This window comes from Streptomyces sp. BoleA5 (assembly GCF_000373665.1).
Classification (GTDB): Bacteria; Actinomycetota; Actinomycetes; order Streptomycetales; family Streptomycetaceae; genus Actinacidiphila.
The window spans coordinates 185,628-200,979 of record NZ_KB892102.1 but is presented as its reverse complement, the minus strand read 5'-3'; the positions used below and the strand labels follow the sequence as shown (position 1 = coordinate 200,979).

The following is a 15,352-nucleotide window of genomic DNA, read 5'->3' as shown; positions in this document are numbered from 1 at the left end:
ACCAGCGGGAACGTTCCGTCGTGGGTGAAGCCTGGGACCGCGCCGAGGCGCTGTCCGCCACGGCCCTGCTGAACTGCCTGCTGCGCGAGGTCGCCGAGGCCGCGGGCACGGACGGGGGCCGTCCCGTGCACCGGCTGCCCGCGACCGGCGCGCTGCTGCGGGTGCGGGCCGGGCGTCACCCCGCCGGCCCCGAGCTGCGCACCGAGGGCGGCTGGCGGCCGCTCCCGCTGGAGGCGCTGGTCGAGGTCGTCGCCGCGGAACTCACCGCCCGCACGGGCGTCGCCGGCACCGAGCTGCCCGCCGAGATCGCCGACAGCCGCGACGTGCTCGCCGCCCTGCTGGAGGCCCGCGAGCACGCGCCGCCGCCCGCCGACCCGTATCTGCGCTCCGAGCAGGCCCTCGTGGCGGGCCACCGCCACCACCCCGCGCCCAAGGCCCGCGGCGGCGGTCCGCCCGAGAGCTGGCTGCCCTACGCGCCGGAGGCGCACACGCGCTTCCCGCTCACGCTGCTCGCGGTCCGCGCGGACCTGCTGGCCGGGGAGGGCGACACCGCGGTGCTCGACCGGCTCTACCCGGACGTGCCCGAGGGCTACCGGGTCCTGCCCGCGCACCCCTGGCAGCTGGCCCTGCTGGGCGACCTCCCGGCCTTCCACGACGGGCGGCTGCTGCGCCTCGGGCACACCGCGGAACCGGCCGCGCCGACGGCGTCCCTGCGGACGGTGTACCTGCCGCAGGCCGACCTCTTCCTGAAGTTCAGTCTCGACGTGCGGATCACCAACGACATCCGCCGGCTGTGGCGGCACGACCTGCGCTGGCTGGGGCCCGTCGACGAGGTGCTGCGCGCCGTGCCGGAGGCGGACGTGCTGTCCGACCGCGGCCACCGGACCGCCGACCTCGGCGGCCGGGACGCGTACGAGGCACTGGCCGTGGTCGTCCGCGACGGCTTCGGCACGCACCTGCGCCCCGGGCTGACCCCGTTGCTGGCGGCGGCCGTCGCCGAGGGGTACGAGGGCAGCCCGCTCGCCGCGCCCGGCCTCACCGCGGACGGCGCGCTGGCCTGGTGGGAGGGGTATCTGCGGCAGGTCGTGCCGCCGGTGCTGGACGCGTACCTGCGGCACGGCGCGGTCCTGGAGTGCCACCTGCAGAACGTGCTCGTCGCCGTGGACGCCGACGGGCTGCCCGGCCAGGTGCTCTTCCGCGACCACGAGGGCGTCAAGCTGGTGGAGGAGCGGCACCGCGAACTGCTGCGCCGCCACGCGCGGCCGGACGCCCCCGGGCCTGGCGTGGACGCCGCCCACGGCTGGGAACGCCTGGTCTACTGCCTGGTCACCAACAACCTGCTGGAGATCGCGGGCGCGGTCGCCGAACGCCACCCGGAACTCACCCCGGTGCTGTGGGCGCGGGCCCGGGCCTTCCTCGCACAGTGGTCGGCCGGGAACGGCGATCCGGCGCCGCTGCGGGAGCTGCTCGCCGCCGCGCACATCCCGGGGAAGACCAATCTGCTGCTGCGCTGGACCGGTGCGGACGGCGCCGCCGCCCGCTACCTGCCGCTGCCGAACCCGCTGCGGTCTCAGGGCGCGGAGGTGACCGACTCCAGCGAACGGCGCGTGCCGGGGCCGTAGAACCCGGAGGTGTCGCCCGTGACGCCGTGGCTCTGCTGGTAGCGCTGGACGGCGTCCTTGACCCCGCCGTCGTACTTGCCGTCCGCGGGGCCGTCGTAGAGCTGTACCTGGGCGAGCCGCTGCTGCAGCGCCACGACCTCGGGGCCGCGCGAGCCGGGCTTGAGCACCGCGCCGGAACCGTCCGTCGCGGTCCCGGTGTTCCCGCCCGGGGCGCCGGCGGTCGCCGAGCCGGTGGCGGAGGCCGGTGCCCGTGTGCCGGACGCGGAACCGGAGGCGGACGGGGAGGGGCCGCCAGGGCCCGACCGGGCCGAAGGGGCCCCGGCGCCGCGTGAGGCCTCCGTCGTGCCGTCGGAGTCGAGAAGGCTGGGCAGCGCCAGCCGCGGCTGGGAGGCGCTCGGGGCGGGCCGCGCGCGGTCGGCCTCACCCGGACCGGTGACGAGGTGCCCGAGCAGGGCCAGTACGCCGACCCCGGTCACCGCCGCGGCCACCGTGACGACGGTCCGCAGGCGCCGGCGGGGACGGGCCGCCGCCCGGCGCGCCCCGCGAGGCGAGTGCGCCGGCCGCGGCTGCGGCTGCGGTGCTCCGCCGGGGCCGCCGCCCGGGCCGGGCGGGTCCTCGGGGAACAGCTCGGCGTAGTCGGGCGCCGGCCCCTCGGGGCCCACGTTGATCAGCGGCCTGACGGTCGTGCCACCCGGTTCGCCGCCGCTCATCTCTCCTCGCCCGCCTGGTCGGGCACGAGGCGTTCGAGGACGTCCTGGAACTCCTCGCCGACGGTGATCAGCAGGCCGTCGCCGTCCTTCCGGCTGAGCTGGGTCAGCACGCCGTCCCGCCACCAGTAGACGTACGGGCTGATGGGGCCCACCGCGTCCTCGTGGCCCGCCGCGGCGAAGCCCGCCATGCCGTTGAGGGCCGGGATGACGGCGCTGTCACGGATGGCGTGGAAGGCCAGCTGGTGCCGGAACGGCATGGCGACCAGCGCTCCGTCGGCGGTCAGCGGCTTCCCGGTGACCCGTTCCACGAGTTCGTCCAGGACCAGCACCCGGGCCGCGGTGAAGAAGGAGTCGCCGACGAGGACGTCGAAGCGCACGTCGGCGTGCCGGACCACCTCGTGCCGTTCCACCGGCAGGTCCCGGAGGTTGAGCAGGGCACGGCCGCGCAGCTCGCGGGTGTCGCCGAGGGGAACCAGGGCCTGGTCGGCGAGCGTCATCACGCTCTCCGGGAGGTCCAGGGCGAGCACCTCCAGCAGCCCGGGCGCGGCGATCCGGGCGTAGCGGAAGGTGTCCGGGTCGACCGCGTCGGGGGTGACCAGGCGCGGGTAGAGCCGCTCGCGGATCTCCTCGGCGGGCATGGTCTCCAGCGGCGACGGCCCGTCGAGGGTGCGCAGCACCGCCCCGATGTGCTCGCGTGCCAGCTGCGGCCACACGCGCGGGCCGCGGCGGTCGTTGTGGCACAGCGCGGCGAGGTTGCCGAGCCCGAAGCGACGGCCGGAGTCGTCGGTCACCATGTCGGCGAAGACCGTGACCTCCAGCCCGAGTTCGGCGAACGACTCGCGAACGGTCGCGCGGAAGCGCGCCCCCTCGTCCACCGAGAAGAAGGCGTACTCGGGGTCGCGGGGTGTGTCCCGCTGGTCACGCTTCGGCCCGCGCCGGAAAATCCCCACCTCAGCTGTCCCCTCGACCTGGACTCGACGAGCAGGGCGCGATCCTATCGGCAGGCGCCCGGGGCCGCCGTCTGCGTCAGCCTTCGCCGTCCGGCGCGTCCCGGTAGGTCTCCAGCAGCCGCAGCCACACCTCGCTCATGGTGGGGAAGGCCGGCACGGCGTGCCACAGGCGTTCCAGCGGCACTTCACCGGCGACGGCGATGGTGGCGGAGTGCAGCATCTCGCCGACCGACGGGCCGACGAAGGTGACGCCGACGAGATGACCCCGGTCCAGGTCGACGACGGCGCGGGCCTTGCCCTTGTAGTCGTCGGCGTACAGCCCGGCGCCGGAGACGTTGCCGATCTCGTAGTCCACGATCCTGACGCGGCGGCCCTCCCGCTCGGCCTGCTCGGCGGTGATGCCGACGGCGGCGGCCTCGGGCTCGGTGAAGACGACCTGGGGGACGGCGACGTTGTCGGCGGTGGCCGCGTGCCGGCCCCAGGGGGCGGTGTCCAGAGGCTCCCCCTTGGCGCGGGCGGCGATGGCGGCGCCGGCGATACGGCCCTGGTACTTGCCCTGGTGGGTGAGGAGGGCGCGGTGGTTGGTGTCGCCCGCGCAGTACAGCCAGCCGCCCTCGACGTCCTTGACCAGGCAGGTGTCGTCGACGTCCAGCCAGGAGCCGGGGGTCAGGCCGACCGTCTCCAGGCCCAGGGCGTCGGTGTGCGGGACGCGGCCGGTGGCGAACAGGATCTCGTCGGTGACGAGTTCCGTGCCGTCGGAGAGCACCAGGGTGATCGGCCCGGACTCCGAGGCGCGCCGCAGCTCCGTGACCGACACGCCCGTGCGGATGTCCACACCGGCGGCGCGCATGCCGTCCGCGACGAGCTCGCCCACGAACGGCTCCCAGCGCGGCAGCAGCCCGGAGCCGCGGACCAGCACGGTCACCTCGGAACCGAGCGACCGCCAGGCGGTCGCCATCTCGACGCAGACCACACCTCCGCCGACCACCACGAGCCGTCCCGGCACCTCGGGGGAACTGGTGGCGTCGCGGCTGGTCCACACGTGGTCGTCGGCGATGCCGGGCAGGTCGGGCAGCTGCGCGCGGGTGCCGGTGCAGACCGCCACGGCGTGCCGGGCGGTCAGGACGCGCTCGCCGCCGTCGGGGGTCTCCACGACGACGCGGCGCGGCCCGTCGAGCCGTCCGCGCCCCCGGACGAGGTCGATGCCGGCCGAGTCCAGCCAGCTCACCGCGCCGTCGTCCTTCCAGTTGCCGGTCCACCAGTCGCGCCGGGCCAGCACCGCGGCGGCGTCCAGCCGCCCGCCGGCCGCCTCCCGCGACCCCGCGACCGCCCGCGCGGCGTCCAGGGCCGCCTGCGGGCGCAGCAGCGCCTTGCTGGGGATGCACGCCCAGTACGAGCACTCACCGCCGACCAGCTCCGCCTCGACCACCACCGTGGTCAGTCCGGCCTGCCTGGTTCGGTCGGCGAGGTTCTCCCCGGTGGGGCCCGCGCCGATGACGATGACGTCGTAGGTGTCCGTGCTCGCGTTCGTACCGCTGTCTGCCGCCGTGGTCATGGTTCCACCGTAGGCAACACCGCGTCCGCGCACAGCCGGAACCCCCGTGTCCCGCCGCTTCGCCACCCTCGACCGTGCCCGCCGACGTGGCGCGTCGGGGACGGGACCTGGTGCGACTGGTAGGCCATCAGGGCGAGGGCGGAAGGGGCCCCGACGCGCGCCGGTGCCCGCGGCCGCCGGCTGCGGGCGCCTCACGCGGGGAGTTGCTGCTCCGTCCAGATGACCTTGCCTTGGTCGGTGTAGCGGGTGCCCCAGCGGCGGCAGAGCTGGGCGACCAGGAAGATGCCGCGGCCGCCCTCGTCGGTGGTGGCCGCGCGGCGCAGGCGGGGGGAGGTGCCGCTGGCGTCGGCGACCTCGAAGACCAGGGCGCGGTCGCGCAGCAGAGTGGCCCGCACGGGGCCGGCGCCGTGGCGGATGGCGTTGGTGATCAGCTCGCTGGCGATCAGCTCCGTGGTGAAGGCCAGCTCTTCGAGGCCCCAGGCCCGCAGACGGCGGGTGATCGCGGAGCGGAGGGCGGAGACGGCCGCCGGGTCGTCGGGCACGTCCCAGCCGGCGACCTGGCGCTCGTCCAGGGTCCGGGTGCGGGCGACGAGGAAGACGACGTCGTCGGCCGAGGGAGCGGGGCGCAGGGAGGCCTCGAGTGCCGCGCAGACCTCCTCCGGCGGGCAGCCGCGCGGGACGGTGGCCAGGGCACGGCCGAGGCGGCGCATCCCGGTGTCCGGGTCGAGGTGGCGGCCCTCGATGAGGCCGTCGGTGTAGAGGACGATGCCGCTGCCCTCGGGGACCGCGAACTCGGCGGTCTCGAAGGGAAGTCCGCCCAGCCCCAGGGGCGGCCCGGCGGGCAGGTCGGGAAAGCGCACCTCGCCGTCGGGGGCGAGCAGCGCCGGTGGCGGATGCCCGGCGCGGGCCAGCTGGCAGCGCCGGGTGACGGGGTCGTAGACCGCGTAGAGGCAGGTCGCGCCCGCGAGGCCGGGACCGGTGCCGTTCTCGTCGTCGAGGCGGACGACGAGGTCGTCCAGGCGGCCCAGCAGCTCGTCCGGGGGGAGGTCGAGGGCGGAGAAGTTGTGCACGGCCGTGCGCAGCCGGCCCATGGCGGCGGCGGCGTGGATGCCGTGGCCGACGACGTCGCCGACGACCAGCGCCACGCGCGCCCCGGACAGCGGGATCACGTCGAACCAGTCGCCGCCGACCCGGCCGCGGGCCGCCGGGAGGTAGCGGTGGGCGACGTCCACGGCGTGCTGCTCCGGTACGCCGCGCGGCAGCAGGCTGCGCTGGAGTTCCAGGGCGAGGTGGTGCTCGCGGGTGAAGAGCCGCGCGTTGTCGATGCAGACGGCGGCGCGGGCGGCGAGGTCGCGGGCGAGGGTGAGGTCGTCGTCGGCGAACGGTTCGTTCCGTGCGGCGCGTTGGAAGGTGGCGACGCCCAGCAGGGTGTCCCGGGCGCGCAGCGGGACGGCGATGACGGCGAGCGGCTCGCCGTCCGGGCCCGGGGACGTGTCGCGGACCGCGGAGCCGCCGCACAGGGCTCCGGCCTGGGGGCTGCCGGGAACGAGGCGAATCGGTTCACCCCTGGCGTGGGGGCCGTACGCGGCGCCGGGGGCCGCGCCGCTCGCCGCCACCCGGCGCAGCTCCGCCCCGGGGTCGACGGGGGCGGTGCCGTGCAGGACGGGGCAGAACAGGTCGACGGTCGCATGGTCCGCGAAGCGGGGGACGGCGGCCTCGACGATCTCGCGGGCCGTACGGGAGACGTCGAGCGTGGTGCCGATCCGCAGGGCGGCGTCGCTGAGCAGTTCCAGGCGGCGGCGCGCGGCGACGGCGATGCGGCCCACCCCCGCTTCGCCGACCAGCAGCGGTCGGCGCGCGGCCGCGCCGGTGCCGCCGCCGGGCGACCCGGGGTCACCGGGCACGCTGACCTCGACGACGGCGCCGCCCGCGAGGGGCCGGCACAGCAGATGGGCCGTGCGGCCGTGGGAGAGGGGGAGTTGGAGTGTCTCCCGCCGTCCGGCGGCGATCAGGCCGGCCGCGGTCTCGGTGAGCGCCGACTCGTCCCCGTCGGTGAGACCGGCCGGGGGCCCGACGCCCTGGAAGCGCCCGGCGCCGTCCAGCAGCAAGGGGGCCGTGGTGGCGCGGTGCTCGGCGGTCAGGTAGCCGTGCAGCAGGGCGCGTTCGCGTTCGCCGCACTCCTCCAGGAGCCGCTGCTCGATGGCGAGGGCGCAGCCGCGGGCGAGTTCGGCCATGAGGGGATGCGCGTCGCCGTACCTGCTGGTGAGGTCGAGGACGCCCTCCACCCGGCCGCTGACGGGATGGCGGACGGGTACGCCATAGCAGGTGAAGCCGCGCAGGGCGGCGGAGAAGTGTTCCTCGCCGGAGACGCGGACGGGCTGCCGGGCGGCCAGGGCGGTGCCGATGCCGTTCGTCCCGGCGTCGAGTTCGTGGTAGCTGAACCCGGGGGCGAGGCGGACCCGGTCCAGGGCGGGCAGCAACGGGGGCTCGGCGGCCCGGCGGTCGATCACCAGCCCCCGGTCGTCGGTGAGCAGGACGGCGGTACGGGTGCCGGAGAGCGTGCCGGCGAGCCGGTCGAGGACGGGACCCGCCGCCCGGACCAGGGCTCCGGCGGGGTCGAGGTCGTCGGTGTACGGGACCTCGAACCGCTCGGGGTCGAGGCCGGCGGTCTGACAGCGCTCCCACGAAGCGAGGATCGGTACCCGTACGGATTCGACCACCAGGCTCACTCCTTGACGTCCGCGTCCCAGGTCCCGAACGTAGGGCGGCGGCACGGCGGCGGGGGGCGGGTCGGTGAAATCCCTGCGTACAGCCACTCTTGTGGGTGACGGCCCGTTTGACAGGGGGCAACACGGACGTCACGGCGCGGGAGATCGCTTCGCGAAGCGGTGCGCCGTGGTGAAGACTTGGACCCGCCGCAGCCGTACTCACTCCGCACTCGGGAGGATCCACCATGTCCACCACGCCGCACTCCACCACGCGCGTCGCGCACACCGTCTGGGACGGCAGTCTGACGGAGGGCAGCGGGGTCGTGACCCTCGACTCCTCCGGCATCGGGGAGTACCCGGTGACCTGGGTCGCCCGCTCGCAGGAGCCGGGCGGGAAGACCAGCCCCGAGGAGCTCATCGCCGCCGCCCACTCCAGCTGCTTCTCGATGGCCCTGTCGGCCGGCCTGGGCAAGGCGGGCACCCCGCCGACCCGCCTGCGCACCCAGGCCGACGTCACCTTCAAGCCGGGCACCGGCATCACCGGCATCCACCTGACCGTCGAGGGCGAGGTGCCCGGGATGGACGAGGCGGAGTTCGTGAAGGCGGCCGAGGACGCCAAGGCGAACTGCCCGGTGAGCAAGGCCCTGGCCGGTACGGAGATCACGCTCACGGCCTCGCTGGCCTGACGCGCGCACGGCACCGGACCGGAGCCGCAGCGGGTGCACCGCCCATCGAAACGTTTCGGTTTCGGTGGGCGGTGCCATATTGTCGTTGGGATACGAAACCGTTTCGCAGGGGACGAGAGACGGAGCACGGAACATGACGACCGACGCGAGCGCACCGGCCCGCCGCACCCGGCTGACGCCCGAGCGGGAGCAGGAGCTGTACGGCGCGGTGATCGATCTGCTGCGCGAGGTCGGGTACGACGCGCTGACCATGGACGCGGTCGCCACCCGCACCCGGTCCAGCAAGGCCACCTTGTACCGGCAGTGGAAGAGCAAGCCCGAGCTGGTCGTGACCGCGCTCAAGTGCACCAAGCCGGTGCACGTGGAGAACGTCGACACCGGCTCGCTTCCCGGCGACCTGCACGAGCTCGCCGACCGCATCGGCGACGGCTCCGACGTGGACACCCCGCTGATCCGGGGCCTGGCCCACGCCTCCGCCACCAACCCCGACCTCGCCGAGGCGATGCGCCAGCATCTGATCGAGCCCGAGCTCTCCGGGGTGCGGCAGCTGCTGGGGCGGGCCGCCGGCCGCGGTGAGATCGACGCCGCCGTCCCCGCGGCCGAGTTCATGCCGCACATGATGCTCGGCGCCGTGATCACCCGCCGCCTCCTGGAGGACGTGGAGGTCGACGCGGCCTTCATGCACCGCTACATCGACGCGGTGGTGCTGCCGGCGCTGGGCATCGGGCAGGCCCGCTGACGCCCGGCCGCCGCGTCGCTCACTCCCGGCCGCCCGGTGCCGGTCGCCGGTGCTAGTCGCTGACCGCGCTGCGCGGCCGGTACTCCAGGTCCTCGTACTCGGGGTGGTGCGCGATCCAGCCCGCGATGAACGGGCAGGCCGCCAGCACGCTCTGGCCGCGCTCCCGCGCCTCGTCCAGCGCGTGGCGGGCGAGCGAGGAGCCCACGCCCCGGCCCTCGAACTCCGGGTCCACCTCGGTGTGCAGGAAGGCGACCATCTCCGGGGTTCGGATGTACGTGGCGAAGCCCGCCAGCCTGCCGTCGACGCGCGCCTCGTAGCGCCGCGCTCCCGTGGCGTCCGTCACCTTCGCGTCGCTCTTCACGACTGGTAGCCCTCCACCGTGCCTGTCGAGCGCACCCTGGCCTCGCCCGGGTCGCCGCCCGCCGCGGTCTTGGCGCGGCGCTGGCGGAGCAGGTCCCAGCACTGGTCGAGCTCGCGCTCCAGCGCGTCGAGCCGTGCCCGCTCGGTCTCGCCGTCCATCCGCCCCTCGCTGAGGAGCTCGCGCAGGGTCCTCTCGTCGGAGACCATCGCACTGATCCGTTCCAGGATCGCCTTCTCGGGGCGATCTCCCGACTGCTGCTCGGCCACGGCCCGCACCTCCTCGGTCGTCGGCACCCACTCTAGGCAGCCCGCTGCGCCCAAGCGATCGAAACACTTGCGTTTCGATAAGGCTGCCTCTAGTGTCGGCGCGTACGAAACGGTTTCGTGTCGCGCCGGTGTCCCGGAAGCCGGGCCGCGCGGCGGCCTGGTGACCCGCCGGTAAGTGACGTCCGGGTGTACCGGAGCGGAATCACAGCCCGGGACGGGAATGCCGGCGGCGCCCCGGTCGTCGTGATGTAGGGGGACTGAGCTGCGGGGCCGCCCCTGAGCGGTGGGAGGGTCCCGCACGCGCCGACCCGTGGGGACGGGGTGCGGTGCGACGGAGGGCCCGGTGCCGGAGTCCGTGGATGCACACGGAAGCCGCGCCGGGCCTTTCCCATGCGATTCCACGGCGATCCGGGGTATCCGGGGCGGATGTGACGGAGTCTGCGTGCGGTGTGCCGCAAAAGGGAACCTATGGTCAGTTAATGTGCGTTTTCACTGGTCCACAGGGTTTCGTCGAAAGGCCCCTCGGTTGAACCTGCTCGACCTCCTGCTCCTGGTGCTGACCGTCGCCTACGCCGTCGCCGGTTTCCGGCGCGGGCTCGTCGCCGGCTGCATCTCGCTCGCGGGCTTCCTCGGCGGTGCGGTGGTCGGCGTCTGGCTGCTGCCGTACGTGCTCCAGTACGTCGAGCCGGGCACACCGCGGGCGACGCTGGTCGCGCTGCTCACCGTCCTGGTGCCCGCGGCCGGTGGGCACGCCCTCGCCTCCGGGGTCGCCTGGAAGGCGCGGACCGGGCTGGACTGGGGCCCGCTGCGCTGGCTCGACGGGGCAGGCGGCGCGGTGGCCAACGCGGTGGCGGTGCTGCTGGTCTCCTGGGTGGCCGCCAGCGTGTTGGTGACCTCCTCCTCCAGCGTGCTGGCCCAGTCGATCCGCGGGTCCGCGGTGCTGGGCGCGGTCCAGGACACCATGCCCCGGCAGGCGCCGACCTGGTTCAGCAGGGCGACCAGCGCACTGGCCGAGGCGGGGTTCCCGCAGGTGTTCAACCCCTTCGAGTCCGAGCCCGTCAACGGGGTGCCCGCGCCCTCCGGGGACAACGTCACCGCGGCCGCGGCCGGCGCCGCCGCCCGGAGCACCGTCAAGATCGAGGGCGTGGCCTTCGTGGACGGCCGCCGCCAGGGGCAGGAGGGCACCGGCTTCGTCTACGCCGACGAGCACGTCATGACCAACGCCCACGTGGTGGCCGGGGTGGACGACCCCGCCGTCCAGGTCGGCGGCGCCGGGCGGGCCTACCGGGCCACCGTCGTGCTCTTCGACCCCGGCAAGGACATCGCCGTCCTGGACGTCCCGGGACTGAAGGCGCCCGCGCTGAGCTTCACCGACGACGCCGTGCGCGGCGACGGCGCGGTCGTGGCGGGCTACCCGCAGGACGGCGGCCTCGACCTGCGCGCCGCGACGGTGGCCGGGCGCATCCGCGCCACCGGACAGGACATCTACGGCGAGGGCGCCGTCACCCGCGACATCTACCAGGTCCGCTCCGTGGTGCGCCCCGGCAACTCCGGCGGCCCGCTGCTGGACACCTCCGGACGCGTCTACGGAGTGGTCTTCGCCCGCTCCACCACCGACTCCACCACGGGCTACGTGCTGACCGCGGACGAGGTGCGCTCCGACGCCCTGCGCGGGGCGCGCGCCACGCAGCCGGTGGACACCGGCGACCGCGCCGCGTTGTGACCGGTGGCCGGTGGCCGGTGGCCGGTGGCCGGTGACCGCGGTGCCGTGGCCGCGGTGCCGTGACCGTCGCGGTGACCGCCGGGCGGCCGGGCCTCCGTATGCGTTCGACGTTAGACTTTCCATTCACGTGGAAAACCGGACGAATGCCTTTGAACGGTCGAGCGTCGTCCGGCGCCGAGCCGGACGAGGACGACCGCGGCCGAGCACGCGGGGAGTGGTGCCGTCCTCATGATCTCGATCCTCTTCGCCGTCCTCGCCGCCTGCAGCAACGCCTTCGGCACGGTCCTGCAGCGGCGCGCGGTGCTCACCGTCCCCGCCTCGAAGTCCCTGCGCCTCGGTCTGATGAAGGACCTGCTGCGCACCCCCGTGTGGCTCGCGGGGATCCTCGGCGTCATCCTGGCCGCGATCTTCCAGGCGTTGGCGCTGGGCACGGGGTCGCTCGCGGCGGTCCAGCCGGTGTTCATCCTGGAACTGCCGCTGGCCCTGGTGATCGGCGGCATGGTCTTCCACGTCGAGCTGTCCCACAAGGCGTGGGCCTGTGTGGCGTGCATCGCCGGCGGCCTGGCGCTGTTCCTCTTCTCGATGGCGCCCAGCGGGGGCCGCGAGCAGGTTCCGGGCCTCTGGTGGGTGCCGACCCTGCTGATCGTCGGCGGGCTCGGCGCGGTGCTGGTGCTCGCGGGGCTGCGGCGGCCCAACGGCCTGATGCGCGCCGCCTGCCTGGGCGGGGCCGCCGCGGTGGGCAACGCCCTCACGGCCGCGCTGATCAAGTCGTCCATGGACATCCTGGAGCGCCAGGGCGTCGCGGCCTGGCTGCTGTCCTGGCAGACCTACGCGTTCGCCGCGGCCGGCGGGTTCTCGCTCTTCCTGCTGGGGACCGCCATGCAGGGGGGACCGCTGATCGCCTCGCAGCCCGCCCTGACGCTCGGCGACGCCGTCGTCGGCTTCTGCCTCGGGGTCACGCTCTACGGCGAGCAGCCGCGCACCGGTCTCTGGCTGCTGCCCGCGCTGCTGGGTTTCGCGGTGCTCAGCTACGGCGTCTTCGCGATGTCCCGCACCCAGTGCCTCTACAAGTGCGTCCATCCCGAGGAGCACCTGGCGAGCCCGGCCGAGGAACCCGCCGCCTCGGCCACCTGAACCGTACGCGGACGCCCCCGGAACCGGCCGGTTCCGGGGGCGTCCGCGCGCGGGGCGCCGGTCGTCAGTGGCGCGGCGCGGGGTAGGCCTTGGGCAGGCGCATGCCGCGGTCGGCCATGATCTGCCGCACGTGGTTGGGGTAGTCGGTGATGATGCCGTCGATGCCCATGTCCATCAGGGCCTCGATGGTCGGGTTGTCGTCGCAGGTCCACGGGATGACCTTCAGGCCGCGCTCGTGGGCGTCGTCCACCATCTTCTCGGTGACGTAGAACGTGAAGTTCGGGTCCGCGATGGTGCCGTTCTGCGGCATGCCGTAGACCGGGGAGAGCGCCGTGACGCCCGGGACGGCGGCGGCGGCCTTGACGAAGTCGCCGTCGTAGTCGTCGGCGTCGATGCCGCCGAGCCACGGGGAGGCGCCGGGCTTGCCGACCTGGAGGAAGTCGTAGTTGGTCAGCGCCACCAGCGGGTACTTCGGCGCGAGCTTGTGCATCTCCTTCAGGGCGCCCCAGTCGAAGGACTGGATGGTGACCTGCTTCTCGATGCCCGAGCGGTGGATCTCCTCGAAGACGCGGCGCACGAACAGCTCGCGCGGCGCGGTCTGCTCGGGGGCGCCGGCCTCCACCTTGGTCTCGATGTTGAGCTTGACCTTCTTGGCCTTGTAGCTCTTGACCAGGCCGAGGACGTCCTTGAGCTCCACCATGCGGTGGCCCTTGACCTGCTCCTGCTCGGGGAAGCCGGGCAGCTGCTGGTAGCCGCAGTCCATCGTCTTGATCTGGGCCAGCGTCAGGTCCTTGATGTACTTGCCGACGTAGGGGTACATCGGGTCGCCCGGCGTGACGGGACCGGTGTCCTTGCACTTCTGGGCGCTGATCTGGCGGTCGTGGTTGACGACGACCTTCTGGTCCTTGGTGACGTGGGTGTCCAGCTCCAGGGTGCTCACCCCGAGGCGCAGGGCCTTGCCGAAGCCCTCCAGGGACTCCTCCGTGGTCATGCCGATGCCGCCGCGGTGGGCCTGCAGGTCGAAGGAGGCCTTGTGGCCTTGGCCGTGGTCGTGGCCGTGGTGGGCGGTGGCCGCCTGGGCGGCGGTGGGGACCACGAGCGCGGGCACGACGGCCAGGGCTGCGATTGCGTGCCGGAGGGACATGTACACCTCGTCTATATCGGGCGAACGGGACCTCGTGACGCTAAGCCGCAGGTCGAGCCCGTACGGAGCCCACGGATGAGGGCATGGTGAACGCCCGGGAAACGATCTCCCCGGGCGCCGGGGGCCGGGCGGTCTCGGGCGGGGTCAGTCGGGCAGGCTGTCGTGGTCCGGGGGCTCGAAGGTGCGCCCGGCGGCGTGGCGTCGGCGGGGAGCGCGAGGCCGGACACCCCGGCGGCGACGATCGCCGCGACGACGGCGCCGCGTCTCCATGTGAGGGTTCTGAGGGTTGCCATGCACCGTACGTTCGCTGGTGCGGTGAGCGGAAACCGGCGTAGGGATTACCGACTGGTAACTATCCCTGAGGTTCGGGCAATCGGCTGGCGAAGGCCACGAACGCGGTCCACGCGTCCGGCTCGAAGGCCAGGGCGGGGCCGGACCTGTCCTTGGAGTCCCGCACATGGACGGCGGCCGGGCCGACCGCCACCTCCACGCACTGACCGCCGTCGCTGCCGCTGTGACGGGACGTGAACCACACGAGAGCGCTCACAGTTCACCCGCAATCTGCTCGATCAACTTCGCGGAGTCCTCGGGTGTGAGGGCCTGTGCCCGGATCATTCCATAGCGCTGGTGGAGCAGACTGACCCTTTTCCGGTCATCCGTGAGCAGCCCCCCGACCTGCCCCTCGGCGTAGGCGAGCGACTGGCGGTCCGGGTTCTCCATCAGGGTGAAGGGGCCGTCGAGGCCGGCGTGCGCCTCGTACCGGGCCGGCATCACCTGGATCTGGACGTTGCGCCGCCGGCCCACCTCGACGAGGTGCGACAACTGGGCGCTCATCACCGCCCGTCCGCCCGTGGGGCGGCGCAGCACCCACTCCTCCAGGACGAAGGAGAGCATGCACACGGGTCTGCGGACGATCAGCGCCTGGCGGGCCAGCCGGTCCTCCGTCCAGCGTTCGACCTCGTCCTCCTCCAGTGCCGGGCAGCGGGCGCCGAACACGGCACGCATGCAAGCCTCGGTCTGCAGCAGGCCGTTGACGACATGGGAGTCGTAGGCGCCCAGACTCAGTGCCCGGGCCTCCTCGTCCGCGTACTCCCCGTACCCCACGGGGAGCTTCTCCCGCGACAGATGGGGGGCCACCGCCTTCAGCACCCCGGGTGAGTCCAGCAGTTGCTCCGCCCGCTCGATGAACGCCTTGCTGGCGATGCGCTCCCCGCACTCGATCTTGACCGTCTGCGACTTCGAGTAGCCCGTGTGCGCCGCCACCGCGTCCAGAGTGACTCCGCGGCCCTCGCGCAGCGTCTTGAGCAGGTCCCCGAAGATCCTCATGCTCACCGAGCGCCTGTCCTCGACCGTCATGCGGCCACCCCCGTCCGGCTCGCTTGGTGTCGTCCCGGGCGCCACACTAGGCAGACGCCGCCCGGCGGCACGCCGTGAACCGGCGGAATTCACCTGCCCCGGGGAACGGCCGGCCGGTGTGATGCGGGTCACGGCAGGGCTCCGATGGGTTCGCGGCGCCCGGACAGTCCAACCAGGTATGACGCAGAACGTGAAGGGCCCCGCGAGTTACTTCCCGTCGATCGAGCAGAAGTACGGCCGGCCGGTCGCGGAGTGGAAGGAGCTCATCCGCTCCTCCCCGCTGACCCGGCACACGGAGCTCGTCGGCTGGCTGAAGACCGAGCACGGCCTCGGGCACGGCCACGCCAACGCGCTGGTGGCGCACACTCTCGCAGAGGGGCAGGCCGCGTCGTAGCACC

At 73.8% G+C, this 15,352-nt stretch carries 15 protein-coding genes; 6 read left to right on the top strand and 9 right to left on the bottom strand.

Features of this window, described 5'->3' with window-relative positions; translation table 11 throughout:
* Positions 1–20: 20 nt before the first annotated feature.
* Complete coding sequence (locus B085_RS0117495) at positions 21–1,622, top strand: IucA/IucC family protein (RefSeq protein WP_018559869.1); 1,602 nt, start codon at positions 21–23, stop codon at positions 1,620–1,622.
* Here B085_RS0117495 and B085_RS42735 read toward each other — a convergent pair.
* The 4 genes from B085_RS42735 to B085_RS0117475 form a co-directional block, all read right to left on the bottom strand.
* Positions 1,571–2,332, bottom strand: a complete 762-nt coding sequence (locus B085_RS42735; RefSeq protein ID WP_018559868.1) for a peptidoglycan-binding domain-containing protein — start codon at positions 2,330–2,332, stop codon at positions 1,571–1,573. The two genes, B085_RS0117495 and B085_RS42735, sit on opposite strands and share 52 nt — an antisense overlap.
* Positions 2,329–3,282 carry a hypothetical protein gene (locus tag B085_RS0117485; protein WP_018559867.1) on the bottom strand — a complete coding sequence of 318 codons (954 nt, stop codon included), beginning with the start codon at positions 3,280–3,282 and terminating at the stop codon, positions 2,329–2,331. The genes B085_RS42735 and B085_RS0117485 overlap by 4 nt, the downstream gene beginning before the upstream one ends.
* A 76-nt stretch (positions 3,283–3,358) precedes the next feature.
* The gene (locus B085_RS0117480) at positions 3,359–4,837 is read right to left on the bottom strand and encodes a dihydrolipoyl dehydrogenase family protein (RefSeq protein ID WP_018559866.1); all 1,479 of its coding nucleotides are present in this window, start codon (positions 4,835–4,837) and stop codon (positions 3,359–3,361) included.
* Positions 4,838–5,028: 191 nt separating this feature from the next.
* On the bottom strand, positions 5,029–7,557 hold the full coding sequence (locus B085_RS0117475) for a SpoIIE family protein phosphatase (RefSeq protein ID WP_018559865.1): 2,529 nt from the start codon (positions 7,555–7,557) through the stop codon (positions 5,029–5,031).
* Positions 7,558–7,790: 233 nt separating this feature from the next.
* On the opposite strand from B085_RS0117475, the gene B085_RS0117470 reads away from it, so the two are divergent.
* The gene (locus B085_RS0117470) at positions 7,791–8,231 is read left to right on the top strand and encodes an OsmC family protein (protein WP_018559864.1); all 441 of its coding nucleotides are present in this window, start codon (positions 7,791–7,793) and stop codon (positions 8,229–8,231) included.
* Positions 8,232–8,364: 133 nt separating this feature from the next.
* The gene (locus B085_RS0117465; protein ID WP_018559863.1) at positions 8,365–8,970 is read left to right on the top strand and encodes a TetR/AcrR family transcriptional regulator; all 606 of its coding nucleotides are present in this window, start codon (positions 8,365–8,367) and stop codon (positions 8,968–8,970) included.
* Between the two features lie 52 nt (positions 8,971–9,022).
* Here B085_RS0117465 and B085_RS0117460 read toward each other — a convergent pair whose 3' ends face one another.
* Together B085_RS0117460 and B085_RS0117455 are read right to left on the bottom strand one after the other, a co-directional pair.
* Positions 9,023–9,331, bottom strand: a complete 309-nt coding sequence (locus B085_RS0117460) for a GNAT family N-acetyltransferase (protein ID WP_018559862.1) — start codon at positions 9,329–9,331, stop codon at positions 9,023–9,025.
* Complete coding sequence (locus B085_RS0117455; RefSeq protein ID WP_051102098.1) at positions 9,328–9,537, bottom strand: DUF2630 family protein; 210 nt, start codon at positions 9,535–9,537, stop codon at positions 9,328–9,330. Before B085_RS0117455 ends, B085_RS0117460 begins: the two co-directional genes overlap by 4 nt.
* A 586-nt stretch (positions 9,538–10,123) precedes the next feature.
* Here B085_RS0117455 and B085_RS0117450 point away from each other — a divergent pair.
* Together B085_RS0117450 and B085_RS0117445 are read left to right on the top strand one after the other, a co-directional pair.
* Positions 10,124–11,320: a MarP family serine protease gene (locus B085_RS0117450; RefSeq protein WP_018559860.1), complete on the top strand. Its 1,197-nt coding sequence runs from the start codon at positions 10,124–10,126 to the stop codon at positions 11,318–11,320.
* Between the two features lie 228 nt (positions 11,321–11,548).
* Positions 11,549–12,454: a DMT family transporter gene (locus tag B085_RS0117445; RefSeq protein ID WP_018559859.1), complete on the top strand. Its 906-nt coding sequence runs from the start codon at positions 11,549–11,551 to the stop codon at positions 12,452–12,454.
* A 64-nt stretch (positions 12,455–12,518) separates the two neighbouring features.
* Here B085_RS0117445 and B085_RS0117440 read toward each other — a convergent pair whose 3' ends face one another.
* The 3 genes from B085_RS0117440 to B085_RS0117430 all read right to left on the bottom strand — a co-directional run bounded on the left by B085_RS0117440 (position 12,519) and on the right by B085_RS0117430 (position 14,954).
* Positions 12,519–13,598, bottom strand: coding sequence for a glycerophosphodiester phosphodiesterase family protein (locus tag B085_RS0117440; RefSeq protein ID WP_018559858.1), 1,080 nt, complete (start codon positions 13,596–13,598; stop codon positions 12,519–12,521).
* Positions 13,599–13,950: 352 nt separating this feature from the next.
* Complete coding sequence (locus tag B085_RS0117435) at positions 13,951–14,145, bottom strand: DUF397 domain-containing protein (RefSeq protein ID WP_018559857.1); 195 nt, start codon at positions 14,143–14,145, stop codon at positions 13,951–13,953.
* Complete coding sequence (locus tag B085_RS0117430) at positions 14,142–14,954, bottom strand: helix-turn-helix domain-containing protein (RefSeq protein WP_018559856.1); 813 nt, start codon at positions 14,952–14,954, stop codon at positions 14,142–14,144. Before B085_RS0117430 ends, B085_RS0117435 begins: the two co-directional genes overlap by 4 nt.
* Before the next feature lie 178 nt (positions 14,955–15,132).
* Between B085_RS0117430 and B085_RS0117425 the strand changes: the two genes are divergently transcribed.
* Entirely contained in the window at positions 15,133–15,348 is a 216-nt protein-coding gene (locus B085_RS0117425; protein WP_018559855.1) for a DUF4287 domain-containing protein, read from the top strand.
* The last annotated feature ends 4 nt before the right edge of the window (positions 15,349–15,352 follow it).